This window comes from Bacillus sp. P14.5 (genome assembly GCF_003316765.1).
GTDB lineage: Bacteria > Bacillota > Bacilli > Bacillales > Bacillaceae_B > Rossellomorea.
Genome location: NZ_NIJF01000044.1, coordinates 62204 through 82483, shown reverse-complemented (window position 1 = coordinate 82483; position 20280 = coordinate 62204). Strand labels below are relative to the sequence as shown.

The 20280-nt window shown below is 42.1% G+C and carries 22 protein-coding genes and 2 pseudogenes; 6 read left to right on the top strand and 18 right to left on the bottom strand.

Translation table 11 applies throughout. The features are described 5' to 3' along the window. Positions 1-121: 121 nt before the first annotated feature. The 3 genes and pseudogenes from B9Z54_RS05555 to gpr all read right to left on the bottom strand — a co-directional run bounded on the left by B9Z54_RS05555 (position 122) and on the right by gpr (position 3319). A complete protein-coding gene (locus B9Z54_RS05555) occupies positions 122-457 on the bottom strand; it encodes a YqxA family protein (RefSeq protein WP_113927489.1) in 336 nt (111 codons plus the stop codon). A 227-nt stretch (positions 458-684) separates the two neighbouring features. Continuing rightward, positions 685-1890 (bottom strand): stage II sporulation protein P, encoded by a 1206-nt coding sequence (gene spoIIP / locus B9Z54_RS05550; RefSeq protein WP_113927488.1) that lies wholly within the window; start codon positions 1888-1890, stop codon positions 685-687. Positions 1891-2189: 299 nt separating this feature from the next. After that, positions 2190-3319 (bottom strand): annotated as a pseudogene (gpr, locus tag B9Z54_RS05545) (GPR endopeptidase). Positions 3320-3521: 202 nt separating this feature from the next. Between gpr and rpsT the strand changes: the two are divergent. Then, positions 3522-3773 carry a 30S ribosomal protein S20 gene (rpsT, locus tag B9Z54_RS05540; protein WP_113927487.1) on the top strand — a complete coding sequence of 84 codons (252 nt, stop codon included), beginning with the start codon at positions 3522-3524 and terminating at the stop codon, positions 3771-3773. Positions 3774-3987: 214 nt separating this feature from the next. Beyond that, positions 3988-4182, top strand: coding sequence for a hypothetical protein (locus B9Z54_RS05535; RefSeq protein ID WP_240189813.1), 195 nt, complete (start codon positions 3988-3990; stop codon positions 4180-4182). A gap of 656 nt (positions 4183-4838) precedes the next feature. Here B9Z54_RS05535 and holA read toward each other — a convergent pair. Beyond that, positions 4839-5876 (bottom strand): DNA polymerase III subunit delta, encoded by a 1038-nt coding sequence (gene holA, locus B9Z54_RS05530; protein WP_113927486.1) that lies wholly within the window; start codon positions 5874-5876, stop codon positions 4839-4841. A gap of 295 nt (positions 5877-6171) precedes the next feature. Here holA and B9Z54_RS05525 point away from each other — a divergent pair, with 295 nt between their 5' ends. Beyond that, complete coding sequence (locus tag B9Z54_RS05525) at positions 6172-6306, top strand: YqzM family protein (protein ID WP_113927485.1); 135 nt, start codon at positions 6172-6174, stop codon at positions 6304-6306. Positions 6307-6455: 149 nt separating this feature from the next. Here the strand turns inward: B9Z54_RS05525 and B9Z54_RS05520 are convergent, their stop codons facing one another. From B9Z54_RS05520 to B9Z54_RS05510, 3 genes are all read right to left on the bottom strand, one after another. Further along, entirely contained in the window at positions 6456-8753 is a 2298-nt protein-coding gene (locus B9Z54_RS05520; protein WP_162785104.1) for a DNA internalization-related competence protein ComEC/Rec2, read from the bottom strand. A 7-nt stretch (positions 8754-8760) separates the two neighbouring features. Then, positions 8761-9315 (bottom strand): ComE operon protein 2, encoded by a 555-nt coding sequence (locus B9Z54_RS05515; protein ID WP_113927483.1) that lies wholly within the window; start codon positions 9313-9315, stop codon positions 8761-8763. 85 nt (positions 9316-9400) lie between these two features. Then, the gene (locus B9Z54_RS05510) at positions 9401-10018 is read right to left on the bottom strand and encodes a helix-hairpin-helix domain-containing protein (RefSeq protein WP_113927482.1); all 618 of its coding nucleotides are present in this window, start codon (positions 10016-10018) and stop codon (positions 9401-9403) included. A 194-nt stretch (positions 10019-10212) separates the two neighbouring features. On the opposite strand from B9Z54_RS05510, the gene comER reads away from it, so the two are divergent. Further along, positions 10213-11034, top strand: a complete 822-nt coding sequence (gene comER, locus B9Z54_RS05505; RefSeq protein WP_113927481.1) for a late competence protein ComER — start codon at positions 10213-10215, stop codon at positions 11032-11034. 215 nt (positions 11035-11249) lie between these two features. Here comER and B9Z54_RS05500 read toward each other — a convergent pair whose 3' ends face one another. From B9Z54_RS05500 to B9Z54_RS05465, 8 genes are read right to left on the bottom strand one after another with little or no spacing between them, the layout of a single operon-like run. Continuing rightward, positions 11250-11996, bottom strand: coding sequence for a class I SAM-dependent DNA methyltransferase (locus B9Z54_RS05500; protein ID WP_113927480.1), 747 nt, complete (start codon positions 11994-11996; stop codon positions 11250-11252). Then, a complete protein-coding gene (gene rsfS, locus B9Z54_RS05495; protein WP_113927479.1) occupies positions 11993-12349 on the bottom strand; it encodes a ribosome silencing factor in 357 nt (118 codons plus the stop codon). The genes B9Z54_RS05500 and rsfS overlap by 4 nt, the downstream gene beginning before the upstream one ends. Before the next feature lie 4 nt (positions 12350-12353). Further along, a complete protein-coding gene (gene yqeK, locus B9Z54_RS05490; protein WP_113927478.1) occupies positions 12354-12920 on the bottom strand; it encodes a bis(5'-nucleosyl)-tetraphosphatase (symmetrical) YqeK in 567 nt (188 codons plus the stop codon). Then, positions 12907-13482, bottom strand: coding sequence for a nicotinate-nucleotide adenylyltransferase (locus tag B9Z54_RS05485; RefSeq protein WP_113927477.1), 576 nt, complete (start codon positions 13480-13482; stop codon positions 12907-12909). Before B9Z54_RS05485 ends, yqeK begins: the two co-directional genes overlap by 14 nt. Before the next feature lie 13 nt (positions 13483-13495). Further along, on the bottom strand, positions 13496-13789 hold the full coding sequence (gene yhbY / locus B9Z54_RS05480; protein ID WP_113927476.1) for a ribosome assembly RNA-binding protein YhbY: 294 nt from the start codon (positions 13787-13789) through the stop codon (positions 13496-13498). Position 13790: 1 nt separating this feature from the next. Beyond that, positions 13791-14624: a shikimate dehydrogenase gene (aroE, locus tag B9Z54_RS05475; protein ID WP_113927475.1), complete on the bottom strand. Its 834-nt coding sequence runs from the start codon at positions 14622-14624 to the stop codon at positions 13791-13793. Positions 14625-14638: 14 nt separating this feature from the next. Further along, entirely contained in the window at positions 14639-15754 is a 1116-nt protein-coding gene (yqeH, locus tag B9Z54_RS05470) for a ribosome biogenesis GTPase YqeH (protein WP_113927474.1), read from the bottom strand. Further along, positions 15736-16257 carry a YqeG family HAD IIIA-type phosphatase gene (locus B9Z54_RS05465; protein ID WP_113927473.1) on the bottom strand — a complete coding sequence of 174 codons (522 nt, stop codon included), beginning with the start codon at positions 16255-16257 and terminating at the stop codon, positions 15736-15738. Before B9Z54_RS05465 ends, yqeH begins: the two co-directional genes overlap by 19 nt. A 619-nt stretch (positions 16258-16876) precedes the next feature. On the opposite strand from B9Z54_RS05465, the gene B9Z54_RS05460 reads away from it, so the two are divergent. Then, entirely contained in the window at positions 16877-17017 is a 141-nt protein-coding gene (locus B9Z54_RS05460; protein ID WP_113927472.1) for a sporulation histidine kinase inhibitor Sda, read from the top strand. Positions 17018-17135: 118 nt separating this feature from the next. On the opposite strand, the gene B9Z54_RS05455 is transcribed toward B9Z54_RS05460, so the two are convergent. Together B9Z54_RS05455 and B9Z54_RS25190 are read right to left on the bottom strand one after the other, a co-directional pair. Beyond that, a complete protein-coding gene (locus tag B9Z54_RS05455; protein WP_113927471.1) occupies positions 17136-17921 on the bottom strand; it encodes a phosphatidylserine decarboxylase in 786 nt (261 codons plus the stop codon). Between the two features lie 302 nt (positions 17922-18223). After that, positions 18224-18361 (bottom strand): hypothetical protein, encoded by a 138-nt coding sequence (locus B9Z54_RS25190; RefSeq protein WP_187444294.1) that lies wholly within the window; start codon positions 18359-18361, stop codon positions 18224-18226. Positions 18362-18720: 359 nt separating this feature from the next. Here B9Z54_RS25190 and sigK point away from each other — a divergent pair. Continuing rightward, positions 18721-19435 (top strand): annotated as a pseudogene (sigK, locus tag B9Z54_RS25185) (RNA polymerase sporulation sigma factor SigK). A 673-nt stretch (positions 19436-20108) separates the two neighbouring features. Here the strand turns inward: sigK and B9Z54_RS05445 are convergent. Continuing rightward, complete coding sequence (locus tag B9Z54_RS05445; RefSeq protein WP_113927470.1) at positions 20109-20246, bottom strand: YrzI family small protein; 138 nt, start codon at positions 20244-20246, stop codon at positions 20109-20111. Positions 20247-20280 lie beyond the last annotated feature (34 nt).

Genomic DNA, 20280 nt, shown 5'->3' with positions numbered 1-20280 from the left:
TTATCGGACCATTTTCTTTGTCAATTCCTGAACTGAGGGTACGTTTCCTCGCTAATCGTACCAAGCCATTAAATTAAATCTTCGTAAAAAAAAGACGCTGCCCGCTGGAAGCGCCTTAATTTTATATCAAAGATGAAATAAATTCGACTGTCTTTTCGGTAAGGCTTTTTACAACCCCTGCTACAGATTTCCCTATTTCTGAAAAGAAATTAAAGCTTTTCATCTCTTCAAGCTTCTTTTTCTTCTCAGAAAGGGAAGCACTCCCCATTTCCTGCCCTAAAAGGGAGGCCTCAACATTCCCCGTCTCGTCTTCCGATATTGTCAGGGGAGTACCAAGGGTATCCTGGTCGTACCCCTTCATATCTTTGATTCCGTCATTTGCTTTCTGCATCCCGATCAGAACCCCGACGAATAATATGGAAATCAGCAGTATGCATTTCAGTACGAATCTTTTCATTTTTGTTCATCCTCTTCTAAAATGGCTATTTTCGCATAAATTGTTGCTTTCGGAAAAATCCCAAGATCCGGATTTCCCCCGGGTACCATAAAAGTTTTATCTCTTATCGAGGGAGATTAGCTCTTTTCTTTTCGGTGTTCAGGTTTTTCACCCCTCTTAATATGATTATTTTTTCGGAATTAGGATCAAATAGCAACAAAGTTTACGATAAGAGCCTCTAAAAGTGATCATTGACTGGACGCTGGAGCTGAAATGACATGACCTACTTTATCTGCCTGCCAGTAATATTCCGAGAATACATCAGCCAATGCCGCGGACGATCGATTCAGTTCCTCAAAAGTGTTGTCGACTCCGCCAAACTCCACGAGAAGAGAGTTGCCTGTCAGGTCCTGATTGAATTTCCCGTTGGTCCCGCTCCCTTTTTTAACAAACACTCCACGGGAAATCCCTTTATACTTTTTCTCCAGCTGATTATGAAGTTCAGTGGCTATCTTGAGGTTTTTTTCATAATTCGGATGTTCTGCTCCGACCACGAATGCCAGTTTCGCATATGGCTGACCATTGATGCTGGCAGTGGTAATATCCTTTCTTTGTGAATCTCTGTGGATATCAAACAGATAAATCAAATCTTTGTTTCCTGCCATCGCCGCTTGTGCGACCGGACGGGATTCTTGATAGGCGTACCAATAATCGAGACCTTTCTTATCCAAATTAGCTATCACGTCTGTTTTATCTATTATTGTCCCGATGCCCCTGTTTTCCAGCTCTTCTTTTAATTTATCTCCAACTTTTGTGACATTTATTTGCGAATGATGAGCTAAATTTGGATTACTTACATTTTTCAAATAAGGAAGGTAGGACTCCCTGGTGTGAGTGAAGTAGAGATAGACCGTTTTCTTATCCCCTGTTGTCAAGCCAGAGGAACCCGGATTATCCTCAGAAGATGGATTCTCGATTTTTTCCGTATTCTGAAGCTGGGCATCATTTTCAGGATTAAGGGCCTCCTCAGGCGGTACAGATTCATAAGGCATGTTAGTAAAGTCAGTACCTTCCCCTGCAACCAGGATCTCTCCGTCAAATATTGAAAATCCCGGAAGCTCCCTCCCCAGAAAACTGCGCGGATCTTCGAAGCTGACATTAGTTGCAAGCCTGAACAGGAGATTGGACACAGAAGGAAGCTCTTCCTCCGCCGGGTCTGCTGCTTTGAACGCCCGGTTCTCCATTGTAAAAAGGTTATATAACATCGCGCCCGTAACATGTTCAGCTGCATGATTAACCGAGCTCGAGCTGATCCTGTATTCCGGTTTTAGCGATGTGAGTATGCCAGATAGAGAAAAAATCGAAAGAAGGCCAAACACAAAGGCCAGGATACCCTTGACTATTGTCGATAGATTCACTGCTACAACATAATTGGACGACTTATACGACTTCATTATTCCACCCTTCCTTCTCGACTCTAGTACAAAATATGATAGAGATAGAAAAAGTAGAACCAAAAAATAGATGGAAGGAGGAAAGCTGGATTCCATTTGGTGCAGGCCTGGGGGTGCTTTGGAAATTGAAATCAAATTAGGCAGTATAAATTAATTATGTACGGCAGCGGTGCTTGCAGTATTAGATACACCCTTTTAGTATCTCCACATTTGATGTACCTCGCTCAACCGAAACCGCGGCCCCCATCTCTATACAAAAATCAAAAAAGCACAAGCCCAAATGGCCTATGCTTACATGATCAATGAGTTTTAAAACCTGTATCTCCCTGATTTACCGCACTGTGTAAAGCAGCATTCAATCCACTCGCAACGAGATTTGCCATATCTTCTATGAAGACATCTACTTCTTTTGGTGTAACCATCAGATTGTGGCCAATCGGCGCTAATACTTCATGGATAAGCTTTCTTTTTCCTCATCCTCAAGAGTTCCAACGATCCCAAGGAATGTTTTTCTGTGATGCTCCTCTGGCAAGTCTTCCTCAGACAGTTTCCTTCTTTCGCCGAATGTCATGCCGGCTGGTGATAGTGCGCGAGATGGTTTATCCCCCTCTTTTAGCTCTTTGCCGAAATGCTTTAAGAGGAAATCAACGGTGTCGCTTACAATGGTCACAGCATCCACAACCGTTGGAATTCCAATCGCAAAAACCGGGACACCCAGTGTCTCTTCATCAAGCCCTTTTCGTTTATTTCCAACACCAGACCCCGGGTGGATCCCTGTGTCGGAAATCTGGATAGTAGAGTTGACTCTTTCGATAGAACGGGATGCCAGTGCATCAATCGCAATAACAAAATCCGGTTTTGATTTTTCCACGACTCCAAATATGATATCGCTGGTCTCGATGCCAGTGAGGCCCATCACTCCTGGTGCAAGCGCGGACACCGGCCGATACCCTTCCTGAACCGATTCAGGCTGAAGCTCAAACAAATGGCGGGTTATGATCAAATTTTCGCAAACCAGCGGACCAAGTGCATCCGGAGTTACATTCCAGTTTCCCAGCCCGACAATCAAGCAGCTGGCATTAGGACTGATTCCTTTATCCTTTAAAAAAGAACTGAATTCTTTTGCAAATACCTCTTCAACCTTCTGCTGAAGATCTGCCTGGCTCTGCCTGATACTATGTGCCTCCAGCGTTAGATAGTTACCGGCTTTTTTTCCAAGTAATTCTTCGCCTTCTTCTGTAATGGTCACATGGGAGATACTGATACCATCAATTTCACGTTCGTTGACAATGACCCCCCTCAATCCCGAGGCCTCCTGTGCTTGATCGGCGTCTTTACTCTTCTCTGCAAGCACCATCTCCCTTGCTTCCACAGCAAGGTCAGTTCTAATAGCATATTTGCTTAGATCGACTGTTTGTTTTTCTTCCATTCTTGACAGCCCCCTTGGATTTTCTTCATACCACTATCTTGCGCCATCCAGGAACTTTCATTCATTCTATTATCTTTTTCAATCGAAGAGTATTGCAATATATACAGCGATTTGATAAAATATCATTTGTTCTGATTAATTTTAGGAATTGTAAAAATCGAGTACAATATAATTCTCGATCGCTTTGTAGGAGGTGACAGGAATGCCAAATATTAAATCTGCTATCAAACGCGTAAAAACGAACGAAGCAAAGAATGCACAAAACGTAACTGTAAAGTCAGCTATGCGTACTGCAGTTAAAAAAGCGGAAGCTGCTGCACAAAACAACGATGATAACGCTAAAGCATTAGTTTCTGAAGCAGTTAAGCATTTAGATAAAGCAGCTCAAAAAGGTCTTATCCACAGAAACGCTGCTGATCGTTCAAAATCACGCTTAATGAAAAAAGTTAACTAATTTCTTTCTTTTAGAAAACGATCCCTCATAATTGAGAGATCGTTTTTTATTTTGTCTTTTTTAATAACTGTCTTTTCGCAAGGCTGCTTATTGTGGCTGCTTTAAAAGAAATGGATTTCCGCTCCAGGCGCACGACTCCGCGGGGCGGGCGGTGAGCCTCCTCGGCTGCGCCTGTATAAAAAGTGGAAGCGCCCTGATCAGGCCCGACAGGCAAATGTTCCAAAGAGAAAAAAAGGCGATCTTCCCTTTTATTCTCTTTGGGTTATTTGACCCCGAGGGGCTGGGCGCTGCAACTGGATTGGGGGTCTCTCCTGTCCCGCTAGTCCCGCAGGAGATCGTACGCCTTCCGCTTCAATCCTCCTACAAAAAGGGTGATAAGGGGGAGAGCGTATTCTATATCAGAAATTAAATTCGAAAAATCCTATTAAGTAGACTGTTATAGCATTAATTTTGCTTTCAACAGCCCCCCATCCGTATACCTTCTCTCTAAGGGGAACAGTTTAATTTTTTTGGCTTACAAGAATATAAAGTCTTTATCTTAGGAAGTAAAAATGAAACAGCAATAAAGTTTACCAATAAAGCCTTTCGCAAAGATGGCGGCTGTTGAGAAGTAATGGACTCGCTCCAGGCGGGCGACCCCGCAGGGCGGGCCGCTGGAACTAGACGGCACCAAAGGGGAAGCCAATCTAGTAGAAAAAAGCGAAATAACAAGTAATGTCCTTATTTAAAAAGCTGGAGGAAAAAATAAGGGGATTTTTTCCCGTTAATTGCAGGTTTGAGCTCATATTGATTATGAATAAGGGGAGTTTTTCCCCTTATATAAAGAAAAGCTTCTTATTTTTAGTCTTTTGGGTCAAATAAGGGGAATTTTTCCCTCTATTTAAGCTATTTTCCCTTTTATTTATTTGTTAAGGGGATTTTTTCCCTCTAAACTGAGCCTGCCCAACCGCCATAACCAACAGAGTCATAAACACAGGGACGGAAATTCTTTCTGATATAGAAATATCGCATTTTTTTAACATTCCTGCTCAATATTCAGTGGGGGAAAGCTGGAATTCCGACTTCTTACCTCGCATTGCTTAATGATTGTTCATGCAGCTTAAAAAGGAATAATTCAATGATCATTTCCTTCTTCTGCCTGCCGGTTTTCATTTCATAATCTCCTTGGGAGAGCAGTTCTATGATGACAGACAACTGTTCATCGGAAAAATGTTTTGCCTGGCCCGCTGCCAATTTCACCCGGAAAGGATGGACGCGCAGGAATCCGGCTATCTTTTGCTGCCCATATCCCCTTCTTGCCAATTCTTTTACTTGATAGATCAATCTGAACTGACCGGAAAGTACTGCCAGGATTTTGATTGGCTCTTCATTTTGCTTGAGGAGATCATAATAGATTCGCAAAGCCTCTTCTGTTTTTCGCTGAACAACTTTTTCGACGAGGGCGAAAATATTCTGTTCGAGCGAGCGTGCAGTGAGGGCTTCTACAACTGATTCATCAATTCTGTTTGTTTCGCTTGCATACAAAGAAAGCTTATCGATTTCTTTGGTCAGCATCATGAGATTTGTTCCCGCAAGAGCCAGGAGGAGATCTATCGCCACTTCATCGATCTGAACCATGTTGGCAGCGGACCTCTCCCTTACCCAGGTTCTCAATTCTTTTTCATTTAATTTTTTCGCTTCAAGAACTTCTGCCTGTTTCTTTAAAGATTTTGTTAATTTTTTCCGTTCATCAAGCTTTTCGTACGGTGCAGCAATGACAAGAATCGTGTAAGGAGATGGAGAGGAAAGATATTGTTCAAATTTTTTAAGGTTGTGCTCAACCTTTTCTCTTGTTTTTTCAGCCGTCAGAAATACGGGATTATGTAGAACGACAACACGTCTCTCCCCCATGAAAGGGAAGGTTTCTGCATCCTCTATAGCTGTTTCCACAGGCGTTTCTTCCAAGTCATAGGAAGAGAAATTAAAATCCATCTCTTCCTCGGATACAGCTTGTCCGACGATTTTTTGCTGTGTTTCATTTATTAAAAAGGCTTCCTTTCCGTATAATAAATATATGCTCGCAAATTGTTTGTTTTCGATTTTTTTCCATATATCAATAACCAAGACTGCACTCTCCAATTTTTGTTGTGATAACACTATCGTAAAAAAGGTTTGCCGTTTTGACAAGTGGAAAGGGGACGTCCAAGGATAAGGACACCCCCTAAATCTATATTTAACGCCGATGAAAAAGACCTAGGAACCTTTTTTGACCGGCGGTATCTCCCTTGTATAGATTAGTGTCACCCAACAAAGTGAACATATATGTGACAACTCTTGTCAGTATAGGAAAATGTAAAGTGCAAGTATAGATTTTTTTGGGGGAATCATCTATACTTAGATAGAAATAGGAGGGGTACTTATGAACGAATTCGAAAAAAATGTCCAATCGAAAAGAAATGATGCAGTAGATTCTGGCGTTGGTTTCATCGTATCTTTCGGTTTCTTTGCCATCTTGTTCATAATGGCTGTAGTCATTAAGTACATAGGTTCTTAATGAGTATGCACGGAGTTCGCTGATCGCGGACTCCTTTTTCATTGGCCAAAAAACGTGGTTTACGTTTGGCTTAAGCTGTGTTATGGATTTGCCGGCCGGAGCCGAACAGAGCACTTGTGCTCTTGTTCTTCTGTTAAACGTAATACATCTTATGGGATAACGGGCTTAAACGTTCCTTTGCTGCCCAAATATTTATAATGCACCGCTCCTGAGTCGGCAGAGTTATAAATCGTTATGCCGCGGCTTTTAAGCCTGTTCAGGACTTCGGGATCCGGGTGCCCATACCTGTTATCCTTGCCTGCTGAAACCAGTGCACTATCCGGCTTAAGCTTATCCAGGAATGCATCGCTCGTGGATGTCTTGCTGCCATGGTGTCCTACCTTGAGGACATCTGTTTCCACATTCCACTTTTTCATTAACTCCCTTTCACCATTTTCCTCAAGATCCCCAGTGAACAGCCATTTCTTCCCTCCCATCTTCCCAAACAGCACAAGAGAATCATCATTCCCTTCGTAGTGGTCATCAAATGGATAAAGAAATATGAAATCAGCACTATTCGTGCTCCACTTCTCGCCAGCTTCACTTTCCTCAACCATGATATTGAACTGGGCAGCTTTTTCTGAAAGTTCCATAATGACATCGCTTGCCTGTGAACCAGGGGTTATAAGTATTTCCCCAACTTCCACACGTTCAATTAAATCACTGGCTGCGCCTGTATGGTCAAAATCACTGTGGGTCAAAATCAACTTATCAATTTTCTGTATCCCTTTGCTTTTCAACAGCGGCAAAAGCACATCCTCGCTGATTGAGTATTTCTCACTCCTCTTCCGCCATGCTTCTTTTTCAAACTCCATTACCCCTCCGGTATCGACCATATAAACTCCTTCATTAAAGGGAAGATCAATAATCAGGCAGTCCCCTTGTCCGACATCGACCATCATCACTTCGCCATAGGGATTTACCCAAATGGAAATTTTATGTAAAAACAGAAGAAGAATCATAGGAAGGAAACCTGAAGGCCATTTGGCTTTTTCGCCTCTGACGAAACAATAACCCACCGCCAGGATATAGAGGAAGGCCAGCAAAAGCGGCGGCTTTCCCGAAGTGAACGTAATAAATGGAAGGCTGTTCAAATGAAGAGAAACAGAATCTGAAATAATGACAGCTCCTTTCAATAAAGGAAAGAAAAGTTCTGCTCCCTGCTCGAAGACCATCATTATAAGGAACGTTAATAGACATAGCGGCAGCAGGACTATGGTGAAATAAGGAACATAGAAAGAGTTCACGACAAAACCAATAACGGAGAATTCGTAAAAATGCCAAAGGAGGACTGGGATGGAACAAATTTGACATACTGCGGTGACCAGGAATACCTGTTTCCATTTCTGCTGTACAGCTGCCAAAATACGGTTTGTTGAAAGCACGAGGGAAAAACTGACGAGGAAAGACAATTGAAAACCAATATTGTTAATGGAATATGGATTTATAAGCAAATAAATCAGAAAGACTATCGAGACAGCATCCAAAGCCGATAGCTTCAAACGGAAAAAACCTGAAAGAATGACTGCACAGAGTATGCCTGAAGCTCTTATCACCGGCGGCGCGCCTCCAGTCAGAAGTACATATATAGGCAGAACCACCAGCAGGATCAGCTGAACGTATTCCTTCGGGATGCCCAATCTTAACAGGATATAATAAAAGGCAGCAAACAGCATCCCTACATGAAGACCTGAAATAGCAAGGAGATGGATGACTCCGAGGCGCTGGTAAGCTTTCAGTGTCTCTTCTCCAATCAAATCTCTTTCGCCGAATACCAATGCTGCAGATATTCCCGCTGCAGCTTCAGGGAATTTGTGCTCGATGGATGAGATTCCTTTCTCTCTCCATCTTCCCAATTTCGCTGGAAGTGATTTTCTTTTGTATGAGCATTGATCAACATTCAGGCTGTTGACCTGCAAAATCCAATGAATCCTTTGTCCGTTAAGATACTCGTTATAATCAAAGCTGTTCATGTTTCTACGCCTACCAGGTTCCTTTAGTTCTCCTGAGACAGAACAATTCAAACCTGTGTATACCCTCTCCATTAACATTGCTTTTTGCTGCTCATCAGGAATTGTGTAACGGAGGATGACAGGCTCACCGCCTTTCACTTCAGCCTGCCCCAACAGCCTGTCTCCGTCTATTTCAGGTCTTTCTGTAAAAACAATCGAATATTCAGTTTGACCGGGCAAAAGCTTGGAGACATTGTTTTCGATTTGGTAAGAAGCAAGGAAAAACGAAGAGGGGAGGAACGCCAAGCTGAGGGCCAGTATTATTGTGGAGTGCTGGCGAATGAACAGGATCACGAGGAAAACAGCCAGAAAAAATGCACCCCAATGGAAGTGAAGTGCAAGTGTAGTCCCGGCGAGGACAGAGAGTGCCGGATAAATAAGTTGTCCTTTTTTCAAAGAAAAATTACTCCTTATATATTTTAATGTGCTGTGTTTTATACTTGTTCAGTTCTTCTCCATCCAATCCAAGCTCCTCAAGTTTTCTCAACATATCCTGACTTAGATTTCTCTCTTGTTCATTCTTTCCCGTTCCTTCAAAAGGCACCTGCTCTATGTGCACACCCGCCTGCTTAAACAGTTCTATGGCATAGGGGTGATTTTTATAACTTTCCGCATAGAATACCTTTTTTATTCCTGCTTGGATAATCGCCTTGCAGCATTGAAGACATGGAAAGTGGGTCACATAGATTTCCGCGTTATCGGTCGGCACACCGAATTTGGCACATTGGATGATCGCATTCATTTCTGCATGAATCGTTCTCACGCAATGGTTGTCGATCACATAGCAGCCTTCATCCGCACAGTGGACTCCCCCTGCGATTGAGCCATTATAACCTCCTGCAATGATTCTTTTGTCTCGGACGATGGTTGCCCCTACAGTCAGACGGGTACAGGTGCTTCGCAGTGCAAGCAAATGGGATTGAGCCATAAAATAGTCGTTCCATGATATACGTGACATACCAAAACTCCTTTATTCGATTTCTCCTTGAATAAGTGTATATGAAAATGATGGTTTGGGCAAAGGGAATTATTTTGATCCGTTATTAATTTACAGTGATATGTTCTTTCAGTTTTTCAAATGTTCCCTCCCCTATCCCGGATACTTGCATTAACTCTTCAATGTTTTTGAACGGGCCATTTTCAGACCGATAGTCAAAAATTGCTTTGGCTTTAGCAGGACCGATTCCCGGAAGACTTTCAAACTCCTTTTCTTCAGCCTGGTTGATATCGAGCACTTCCTCACCTTCAGAAATAACAGCAGATGCAGGCTGGACTCCCACCTCCCCTTCCTCCGGTACATAAATCACCATTTCATCCGTTACTCGTTGTGCCAGGTTGACGCTTGTATCCTCTGCAGTTGAAGTAAAACCTCCTGCCCGGATAATGAGATCATTCACCCTCTCACTTTGGACCGCCTTATAAATACCGGGTCTAAGAACGGCTCCTTTTACATCGACAAAAATTTCTTTATTAAAAGGCTCAGGCTCTACCTCTATTTCATCATCAGAGGAAACCTGTGTAATCTCCATTGGCAATGGCTCACTTTTATCATCATCCGGGACGCTTTGTTTGGAGCCGTTCAAAACTGCAAATAGGATCAAAAGAGCGGCAATCAGGATAAAGAATGGAATTTTATACTTATCCAGAAGTGTCTGTAACATGTATTATTCTCCTTTAATTTGCATATTCGAAATTTACTGCTCATAGGAATGAAAGGGAAAGCTCTTTTGGGTACATTTTTGTGATGATTGCAAATCGCTGACTAAGACAGCTGTATGAAGGAAAACTTTTATTTTAGCAGCTATTGTACATGCATCATAATGGATTAAAGATGTGTGAAAAAGGAGGGCAGCACATGAAGGTAGGAATAGTGGGCACAGGCAATATGGGCGGCATATTAATTGAAGCTTTTATTGAGTCAGGAGCAATTTCACCTTCTGACCTCAATGTGGTGAATCGCACAAGGATAAAAGCTGAAAAGTTACTGGAAAAGTATCGTGGTATTTCCATATATAATGAGCCTGCCGATGTGATTCAGAATTCTGATGCAGTTTTTATCTGCGTCAAACCTTTGGATATATTCGAGCTTCTGAAAAGCAATCAGCACCACTTCTCGAAGGAAAAGTGTATTGTCTCCATAACCAGCCCTGTGAGTGTCGAGCAGGTTGAGTCCCTTGTTGACTGCTCCTGTATGAGAGTCATTCCAAGCATCACCAATCGCGCACTCAGCGGAGTCTCTCTATTTTCAATTGGCACAAGATGTACAGAAGAATGGAAAACAGCCATATGGCAGCTTCTTTCCACCATATCCACTCCAATCAGCATTGATGAAAACATTACCCGGGTCTCTTCGGATATTGTCAGCTGCGGACCAGCTTTCTTCACCTATTTAACTAGAAAGTTCATAGACGGTGCGGTCAGCGAAACTGAAATAGATGAAGCGACGGCAACTGTCCTTGCTTCTGAAATGCTGATTGGATTGGGAGAATTGCTGAAGAAAGAAATATATACTTTGGCCGCATTACAGGAAAAGGTGTGTGTCAAAGGAGGGGTAACTGGAGAAGGAATATCTGCCATGGAGAAACAAATAGGAAGTCTGTTCAATGAACTTTTTAAAGCAACACACAGAAAGTTTGATGAGGATCTTTCTGAAACTAAGAAGCAATTCGGAGTGTGACTAGTTATCTAATTCTATGTCCATATTTGATATCCTTTATTTTTTCTAAAAAAAGTTCAGGGTATTCAACGAAAGGTTTCCGCTGCTGGACAGCTAGTCAATTTGTAAGCTGTTGCACCAATGCCGGACGTTTATTTACTTTAAGCTATCATGAAATTTTGGGTACAAAACAGCAAAACAAAAAGGACGAAATCATATACGATTTCGTCCATCAATTATTTCTTTTTACAAGTGAAGAAGATTCTTTCACTGTGATCGCCAGGCTGGATATCCGAAAAATCTGCTGTGATGTCCATTACTTCAAAGCCTGTTTCCTGCAGCCAGGTTTCCAATGTCAGGATGGGGAAGGTGCGCTGATGATGCAGTTCCTCCACACGTTCATACTGGCCCGTTTCACCGTCCCTCACAAAGAAGGTCAGCTCATGGTCAACACTGTTGGGCTTCTCTCCTGGAAAGCAGTCCCATATATATGAAACCTCTTCGTCATTATAAGTAAAAGTTTCATTCAAAAAGATTTGCGTCAATTTGAATATGGAATGCACGTCGAATAGAAAAAGCCCATCGTCCCGAAGATGGTCTCTGACATTTTTAAATGTACTGATGACTTTTTCTTCTGTTTCCAAGTAGTTTAATGAGTCACAAAAAATAGATATAATATCAAAACTTCCCAACCCTTGGAGCTCACTCATATCCTGTTGATATAAAGGCAGCTGCAGTCCATCATTTTCTGCCTTTTCCCTGGCCATGAAGAGCATGTCTTCAGACAAATCGATACCGGTTACTGAGTACCCTTCTTTCAAAAGCCTCAGAGACAGCTCACCCGTCCCGCATCCCAAGTCCAAAAGCTCCCTGCCGCTGACAGCGTACTTATCAGCCTTGGCCTGGACGAATTCAACCCAGGAATCATAAGGGACATCCTTCATCAAGTAATCATAAATGTAGGCGAACTGCTGATAACTCATTGCTCGATCTCACTGCTTACATCAACAAGCGGGGCATCTCCCCAGAGCCTTTCGAGTTTATAATATCCTCTTTCTTCACGATGGAATACATGCGCTACAACATCTCCCATATCGACAAGCACCCAGCGGGCCTCATCGAAGCCTTCCATACGTTTCACATCATGTCCATTCTCTTCTGCTTTTTCCTTCAATTCCCTGGCAATTGCCTGAACCTGTTTGTCCGAATTACCGTGGCAGATGACAAAGTAATCCGCAATCAGCGAAATGCCTTTCATATCAAGAGCAACAATATCTTCCGCCCTTTTATCATCTGCCGCTTTATATGCAACTGTAAGCAAGTCTTTACTGTTCATCATATCAACTCCTATTTTTTAAAACTAATTCATTGAATGTGTGGAAAGTCTCTGGAAAAACAGCCTGATTCTTCTTCATCAAAAATGTGATTGAGTTTCTGATAGAACTGATCAATGCCTGTTCAAGATTAACTTTTGCCAATTCCCTGACTTCATCCACACCAGGAAAGTGCCTGCCTGGCTCAATATAATCAGCAAGATATATCACTTTTTCTAGCTTTGTCATTCCCGGCCTTCCAGAGGTATGGTAACGTATGGCGTCCAGCACTTCATCATCCTCTACCCCAGCTTCTTTTTTCACGAGATAAGCTCCAACAGGGGCATGCCATAATTCAGCGTTAAACTCCAGAAGAAGTTTATCCATTCCCTCTGCTTCAATGATTTCTTTCATTTCTTCTTTCGGGCGAAATTTGGCATAATCGTGAAAGATTGCCGCCATTTCAGCTTTACCCGGATCGATGTTGAAACGCTCTGCCAGTTCTATCGCTGTTTCCATCACACCAAGTGTATGCTGATACCGGTGTTCTGTCAGCTGAGCCCTGACAAGATTTAACGCCTTATCCCTTTCCATATAGTTTCTCCTCTCGTATATAATCTAAAACCTCTTCAGGAATGAGGTAGTTTACCGTCTTCCCTGCAGCGATTCTGTCTCTGATCATTGTTGAAGAGATTTCTATTTGGGGGACATCAGCCATGATTACATTAAAAGGTGATTCTGTCTCATACCCAGGCCGTTTGACACCAACGAATTGAATGAGCCGGGATAACTCTTCGATCATATGCCATTTTGGCAGGTAGTCAATCATATCTCCGCCTATAATGAAATGAAATTCTGATTGGGGTTCCCTTTCCACCAGCAGCTTTATCGTCTCATAGGTATAAGAAGGGCCTTCTTTCTCCAGCTCGATTGTCTCCAGTACAAAACCGGTATGATTATCTATAGCCCGGATGACCATCTCTTTGCGCTGTTCTGAAGAGGTATCCCCTTTTATTTGTTTATGAGGGGGTATTCCCGCGGGCATGAACCTGACCTCATCCAGACCGAATTGGTGAAGCACCTCATTCGCTATGATTAAATGCCCCAAATGCGGAGGGTTGAATGTGCCTCCTAATAAACCAACGCGCTTTACCATTATGGACCTCCTTTTATCTAGGAAGTTCGATTTTTTTGTTTTCCTTTGATTCCTTATACAAAACAATTGTATGGCCGATAATTTGGACGATTTCCGCACCCGCTCCAGAAGACAGCTCATCCGCCACAGTGTTTTTATCTTCCTCACAGTTTTGCAGAATGCTGACTTTTATCAGCTCCCTGGCTTCCAGTGCTTCGCTGATTTGTTTAATCATATTCTCATTGACTCCGCCTTTTCCGACTTGGAATATCGGATTAAGATGGTGAGCCTCTGATCGTAAATATCTTTTTTGTTTGCCAGTTAACATATTAACCTCCCAGATGTTGTTGGACTACATTTTTCATACGATTGGAATCAGGTTTGACTCCTGTCCAAAGTTCGAAGGCAAGCGCTCCTTGATGAACGAACATGCCGATTCCATTATCTCCTTGACCGCCAAGCTCCCGGAATCTCCGGATCAATTTTGTCCTTAGCGGGTTATAAATAATATCTGAAACAAATGCACCCTTTTTGATTTTTTCCACTTTGACCGGCATGGCATTTACTTCAGGATACATACCGACAGAGGTGGTTTGGACAATGATATCATAATTCTCCAAAGTTTGTTCAGCTTGATATAAGGATAAAGAAGAGGCTGAACACTCAAAAGGACACTCTTTGATGATATCTTCCCCTCTACCCATTGTTCGATTACAAATATCAATATTCTGCATACCTGAAGCAGCAAGTGAATAAAAGATGGCCCTCGCCGCTCCCCCTGCACCTATAAGGAGCACTTTCTTACTTTCCAGGGAAAAAGGACAGCTTTCCTTCAGTGACCTTAAAAACCCCGGGCCGTCCGTGTTATACCCTATAAAACGGCCTTCTCTCCGCACTACAGTATTAACGGCTCCAATTGCCTTTGCAAGAGGATCCACTTCATCCAGCAGCGGAATGATTGCCTGCTTATGGGGAATGGTCACATTAAAGCCTTTGACGCCTAACACTTTCAAGCCCCGCACCGCTTCTTCAAGTTCATCACTCTGCACGAGAAACGGCTGATAATGCCCATCTACGCCATTTTCCCGGAAAGCGTCATTATGCATGAGGGGAGACATCGAATGGGCAATAGGATTTCCGATTACACCATATAAAGTTTTCATCGGGAAGCCTCTCCTTAAATCAATGATTTTCTAAGAAAAACGCTTACGCCTTTTGGAACATGCGCAGCGATGGTTACGCCTTCCTCGTTGATCGTCACCCAGCCAAGGCCGGAAAAGACAATATCCGTCTTGCCTTCTTTGATCTTGAATTCATGGCGAACTAATTCAGGGAACCCGTCCACATCATCTTTTCTTGGCGGCTGCAGCATCTCACCTACGTGGTTTTCATACAGCTCATCGGCATTATCAACCTTGGTACGGTGAATATTGAGCTCGTTGGAAAGATAGCAGACAAATGAACGCCTGCCTCCGCTTAGATAATCAAACCTTGCCAATCCACCGAAGAACAAGGTCTGTCCCTCATTTAACTGAAACACTTTCGGCTTGATTTCTTTCTTTGGTGTGATGTATTTTAAATCTCTCTTATCTACATAATGGGCCATTTGGTGATGATTGATAATTCCCGGAGTATCAATCAGGGCTTCACCATCATCCAAAGGAATTTCAATCATATCAAGAGTTGTGCCAGGGAAATGAGAAGTTGTGATAATATCCTTTTCTCCTGTCACGTGATGGATGACACGATTGATGAAGGTAGACTTACCTACATTGGTACATCCCACAACATATACACTGCGTCCATTCCGATACTGCTCAATCGCTTCGACCGCTTCTTCGATATACTGCCCTTTCGCTGCACTAATAAGCTTAACATCGACTGGTTTCAATCCAAGCTGCTTCGCCTGGAATTTCATCCAATGAATCAGTTTAGCAGGTTTAACAGACTTAGGAAGCAGGTCTGCCTTATTTCCGATGAGAAGGACAGGGTTATTCCCTACAAAACGGTGAAGGCCGGGAAGCCAGCTGCCATTGAAGTCGAAGATATCGACTACTTTTACAATCAGCCCTTCGCCTCTTCCGATTTCATTTAAGATCTTCAAGAAATCATCATCTGTCAGGGAAACATCCTGTACTTCGTTATAATGCTTCAGCCTGAAACATCTCTGGCAGACGATTTCTTCTTTTTCCAATGAGGAAGGAGGTGCATAGCCCAGCTTCTCCTTCTCCTCCGTTTGAATGCTGACTCCGCATCCGGTACATACAATTTTGGTCACTTCTCTTCCTCCCATTTAATCATGCCCTTGCGTTTAAAAAAGTTCATGATTCTTCTTTCCACTTTCCGGTTGAATTTTGTAATTAAGCCGTCAGTCTGGGCAACAGGCACCACCAGAATGGTGTAGAAGCCGCTGCGGTTGCCGCCGAGCACATCCGTGAGCAGCTGGTCACCCACAACCACCGCTTCTTCCTTCTTGATTCCCATTTCCTTTACTGCCCTTTTAAAAGCACGTCCCATCGGCTTTCTGGCCTGATAGATAAAAGGAATATTCAAAGGCTCCGCGAATCGCTTTACCCGGTCTTCATTATTATTGGAAACAACCGTCACCTTAATCCCGTTGTCCTGCATTAACTTGAACCATTTAATCAGCTTAGGAGTCGCCTGGGCTCTGTCCCATTCCACCAATGTGTTATCAAGGTCCGTGATAATCGCCTTGATTCCCTGTTCCTTAAGCGTATCCGGTTTTATTTGAAAAACGTCTTTAACTTGCTCATTAGGCAAAAAAGATTTTAACACGTTTAACACCTCTAACTTTCTATTTCTACCGATTTAATCATAACCAATTTTCCCTTTAGATTCAAAATTAACCATTTTAATAACTGCCAACGAATTATTTTAACATCAATTAAGAATGAAGGCATTACTTTATAGAAGATTTAAAGAGAATTCCTCAATTTTACAGGCTGATCTCCCGGGTATTGCAGAAGGAGGGTAATGCAGCTGTACAACCACTGTGACAGCTTCCGCATCTTCAATATATGAAGCAAGGTGATATAGCCTATTAGGACGGCCATTTTAAGGAAGAAATTTTAGATTTTATAAGATTTCAAGGCACTGACCTCAGGTTGTATTACTGCCAAACTTGAATGATATTCCAACTATTTTTTAAATAATTTTCGACAAAATGAACCAACATTCAACCTGTGGATAACTTTATACACATTATCCCCTTAGAATTAATGGAATATAAACCCTTTATAAACAACTTAACCACAGGTTATCCACCTGTCATTGTGGATAAAAGGAACGCTTGTTCTACTTGTTTAAATTTGGTAGAGTAATGATACAAAGTTTAAAACTAACTATTATATGAGATAAACAACGTAAAAATGATAACCTTTTGGAGGTGAACCCCGTGCGCAAACTTTCTGATGATTTATTGATTGAATCGTATTACAAAGCGAGAGATCTCAAACTCAATCCAGAATTTATTCGCCTCATTGAAACTGAAATTCACCGTCGTTCCTTATCCTACCGTATCAAGATTTCTTCTTGACCCATTTCAAAAAGCAGGCGCATATGCCTGCTTTTTTGGTGAATTGAAAAGATTGTTTCAGATGTAGGAAAACAATCTGAGAACAAGAAAAAACTCCCCGAATAAGACAAGGGAGCAGTCAGTTCCTCGATATCTTCCCAATCAGTCCGCCCATTTTAACTTTGCCGGGGACTTTTAAATCTTCTTTTAAGTGGAAATTTCCTTTTTCAAACAAAAGGATGACGGTTGATCCAAAGGAGAAATATCCTATCTCTTCGCCCTTTTCCCATATTTCACCCTCGTGCGTATACTCGATGGAGTTAACGAACATAGCTCCTACTTTCGCAAGGCACATTTTGCCTGTCCCATAATCAACTTCCGTCATTGACCTAAAGTTCTTCGCCAGGGTGCGGACTCCATATTGCAGGCCGAGCTCATTGACAGGATAAGAATGGCGCCCCAACTCCCATCTCTCGATGACATTTCCGCTCAGCGGACTGTGAATGCGATGGTAATCAGCAGGGCTCAGGTAGAGGATCATGTACTGACCGCCTTCATACACTTCAGCCTTCTCCTTGCTTCCGAGCATCTCTTCTATCGAATAATCTTTCCCTTTTACCTTCATGTTTAACGCCTTGGAAACTGTTCCTGTATCCGCAAGCATGCCATCCACCGGGCTGACGACATCATCTTCCGCCCCTTCGATCCTCCTCATGCCTTCTTTTAAGTTTCTGATAAAAAAGGAGTGAAGATCAGGGTAAGCTGCTGCTTCTTTTTCAACTTCATCTATATTAATTTTATAGGTCTTTATATAATAAGGGATGAACCTTGCACTTACACCTGATTGCACAAATCTTCGCAGCAAAAAGGATGTCCACCTTTTATTAGTCAATTCAATAAAAGAACGATAGAAAAACTTTCTCACCTTTGCAGCTCCTTCAAAGTGTAGTAATTCTTATTATTATACACCTGCCCCAAAAGGTCCAGCTTTTTTAAATGCTCTCTGCGTAAACTTTGTTGCTATTCCATACAAATTCCGAATAAAACAACCATAATCCACCGGAACAAGCTTTTGATAATGAAAAGAATAGAGCTGCTCTCCTTGCCAAAGGTTACCCTGCTTTGAAAGTTATGGAGGAGCTTCCGGCGTATGATTCGAGGGGATGGGACCAGAATTGCATTGAACCTTCCTAAAAAAACCGGGTTCAAATTCACCCGGTCCGCTATTCATGCATAGTGATAATAACGCCAGCAGCCGAAAAGGAACAGCAGAATGATCAGGACGACAGCCAGAGCTAAATAAAATCCCCCATAATTCCGGGGCGGATATACAGGAGCATAGTAGTACGGGTAACCGTAAACCATTTTGGAATCCCTCCCATCCTTGTTGTTATATCTATCCTATGCTGATCAGGATAATCGTGTATAGGCAGTGCAGTTTCCCTCATTATTTAAAAAGGCTCTTTTAGTAAAATTTTTTCTTTTTAATATGAGTTTGGTAAGAGAACGCCATACTTCACCTGAAACATCCTGGTAAGCAAGAAAGAAAAGAGCTGCTCAACATGTATAGAGAAAAAAATGAGTATTGGAGGAACAATTTATGCAAAAACAGCATATATAAGAATCCTTTTCGAAAACAAACTAAATTGTAAGGACGTGCAAGGACAGAACGATTCAATCATATGATTCAGTATAGGCGAAAGTCCTTTACTGGAGGTGAAAGTATGTCCGCGATCGCTACAGCTATAGGCTATTTTCTGAAAGAGCTGATCTTTCTCGTATCCTATGTGAAAAACAATGCCTTTCCTCAACCGCTTTCATCACAAGATGAAAAAAATACTTAAGAAAGATGGCAGAAGGCGATGAAGATGCCCGGAATATCCTGATTGAACACAATCTTCGTCTCGTCGCACACATTGTCAAGAAATTCGAAAACACCGGAGAGGATCCGGAAGACCTCATCTCAATCGGTACAATAGGGTTGATCAAAGCCATTGAAAGTTATTCAGAAGGCAAAGGAACCAAGCTTGCCACCTATGCAGCAAGATGTATTGAAAACGAAATCCTCATGCACCTGAGGGCTCTGAAGAAAACGAAGAAGGATGTTTCTCTTCATGATCCGATCGGACAGGATAAAGAAGGCAACGAAATCAGTTTGATTGATATCCTGAAGTCCGACGCTGATGACGTAATTGAGACCATCCAGTTAAGCATGGAGTTAGAGAAAGTAAAAAATATATATGCGTTTTGGATGACCGTGAAAAAGAAGTGATAATCGGCCGCTTCGGCCTGGATATGAAAGAGGAAAAAACGCAAAGAGAAATCGCCAAAGAACTTGGCATATCAAGAAGCTATGTATCGCGTATCGAGAAAAGGGCCTTGATGAAGATGTTCCATGAATTCTACCGCGAAGAAAAAGAAAAAAGGCAGTCTTCCTGAACGGATCAAGACGGAAATTATAGCGAGCAGGCAGCCCCGATAGGCTGCCTGCTCATTTTTATCAAGGTTTGGGATATACCATTCAAAAAAAGAGACCATCACAAGGACCATCTCTTCAGCATGTTGAATGCTCTATATTATTAGTCGACGCTTACTTCGGCAGCAATGATAATTCCAATGGCGGTTGTCAGCAGTAATCCCATGATCATTGAGAACATCTTCTCCACTCCTTCGTTAAAAGTTGATCTGTTTCTTACTTCTATTTTATTACAAGAAATCTTACTTCAACGGGAAGAAAGTGAACAGTTATTTACTATGCGGTGACAGCTTTGTGAAAAATCTCACTACTATAATCCCGAAGGCTGTCACCATGATGCAAACAAAGATGCCCGAGTGAGGATGACAGCTCACTCGGGCATTTCTCTATTTGCGCTTTTTTCTTTTTTTCACCAAAGTCAAAAGGGTAACATTCAAAAACATTTATTTCACCTTCCCAAACGATACAGTTTTTGTTAAGTGTTTCTCAACAACTACACTTTACTTTTGGGGAAGAAGAACATAGTCTGCAGAGTAGTTATGCAGAGTCCTTCTCCACCCAGATTGCATTTAGACGCTTCACCTGATAAAAAACCATAATTATTTCTCCTCTCTATTTTTTAATCATATTCACTAATTAGAACAACCGGACAGATTGTTGCTTCAATTTGTTTTCTTGAAATTCCTTCGATACGAACTGATCATGATCATACTCATCGAATGATCGCTTACGTTTTTTGATGGTAATGCTCATGAATAATATATTTAACGTCATACTGACACCTCCCCTTTAGTTTTGATGTTTCTAC

Coding starts and splice junctions, on each gene's coding strand:
- B9Z54_RS05555 (WP_113927489.1), bottom strand. CDS start 457: ATGAAAAGATTCGTACTGAAATGCATACTGCTGATTTCCATATTATTC.
- B9Z54_RS05500 (WP_113927480.1), bottom strand. CDS start 11,996: ATGAGTTATCAGCAGTTCGCCTACATTTATGATTACTTGATGAAGGAT.
- rpsT (WP_113927487.1), top strand. CDS start 3,522: ATGCCAAATATTAAATCTGCTATCAAACGCGTAAAAACGAACGAAGCA.
- B9Z54_RS05515 (WP_113927483.1), bottom strand. CDS start 9,315: ATGTCACGTATATCATGGAACGACTATTTTATGGCTCAATCCCATTTG.
- spoIIP (WP_113927488.1), bottom strand. CDS start 1,890: ATGAAGTCGTATAAGTCGTCCAATTATGTTGTAGCAGTGAATCTATCG.
- yqeH (WP_113927474.1), bottom strand. CDS start 15,754: ATGGGAGGAAGAGAAGTGACCAAAATTGTATGTACCGGATGCGGAGTC.
- comER (WP_113927481.1), top strand. CDS start 10,213: ATGAAGGTAGGAATAGTGGGCACAGGCAATATGGGCGGCATATTAATT.
- B9Z54_RS05445 (WP_113927470.1), bottom strand. CDS start 20,246: ATGACGTTAAATATATTATTCATGAGCATTACCATCAAAAAACGTAAG.
- aroE (WP_113927475.1), bottom strand. CDS start 14,624: ATGAAAACTTTATATGGTGTAATCGGAAATCCTATTGCCCATTCGATG.
- B9Z54_RS25190 (WP_187444294.1), bottom strand. CDS start 18,361: ATGGTTTACGGTTACCCGTACTACTATGCTCCTGTATATCCGCCCCGG.
- rsfS (WP_113927479.1), bottom strand. CDS start 12,349: ATGAACAGTAAAGACTTGCTTACAGTTGCATATAAAGCGGCAGATGAT.
- B9Z54_RS05510 (WP_113927482.1), bottom strand. CDS start 10,018: ATGTTACAGACACTTCTGGATAAGTATAAAATTCCATTCTTTATCCTG.
- B9Z54_RS05525 (WP_113927485.1), top strand. CDS start 6,172: ATGAACGAATTCGAAAAAAATGTCCAATCGAAAAGAAATGATGCAGTA.
- B9Z54_RS05535 (WP_240189813.1), top strand. CDS start 3,988: ATGTTCCAAAGAGAAAAAAAGGCGATCTTCCCTTTTATTCTCTTTGGG.
- B9Z54_RS05485 (WP_113927477.1), bottom strand. CDS start 13,482: ATGGTAAAGCGCGTTGGTTTATTAGGAGGCACATTCAACCCTCCGCAT.
- yqeK (WP_113927478.1), bottom strand. CDS start 12,920: ATGGAAAGGGATAAGGCGTTAAATCTTGTCAGGGCTCAGCTGACAGAA.
- yhbY (WP_113927476.1), bottom strand. CDS start 13,789: ATGTTAACTGGCAAACAAAAAAGATATTTACGATCAGAGGCTCACCAT.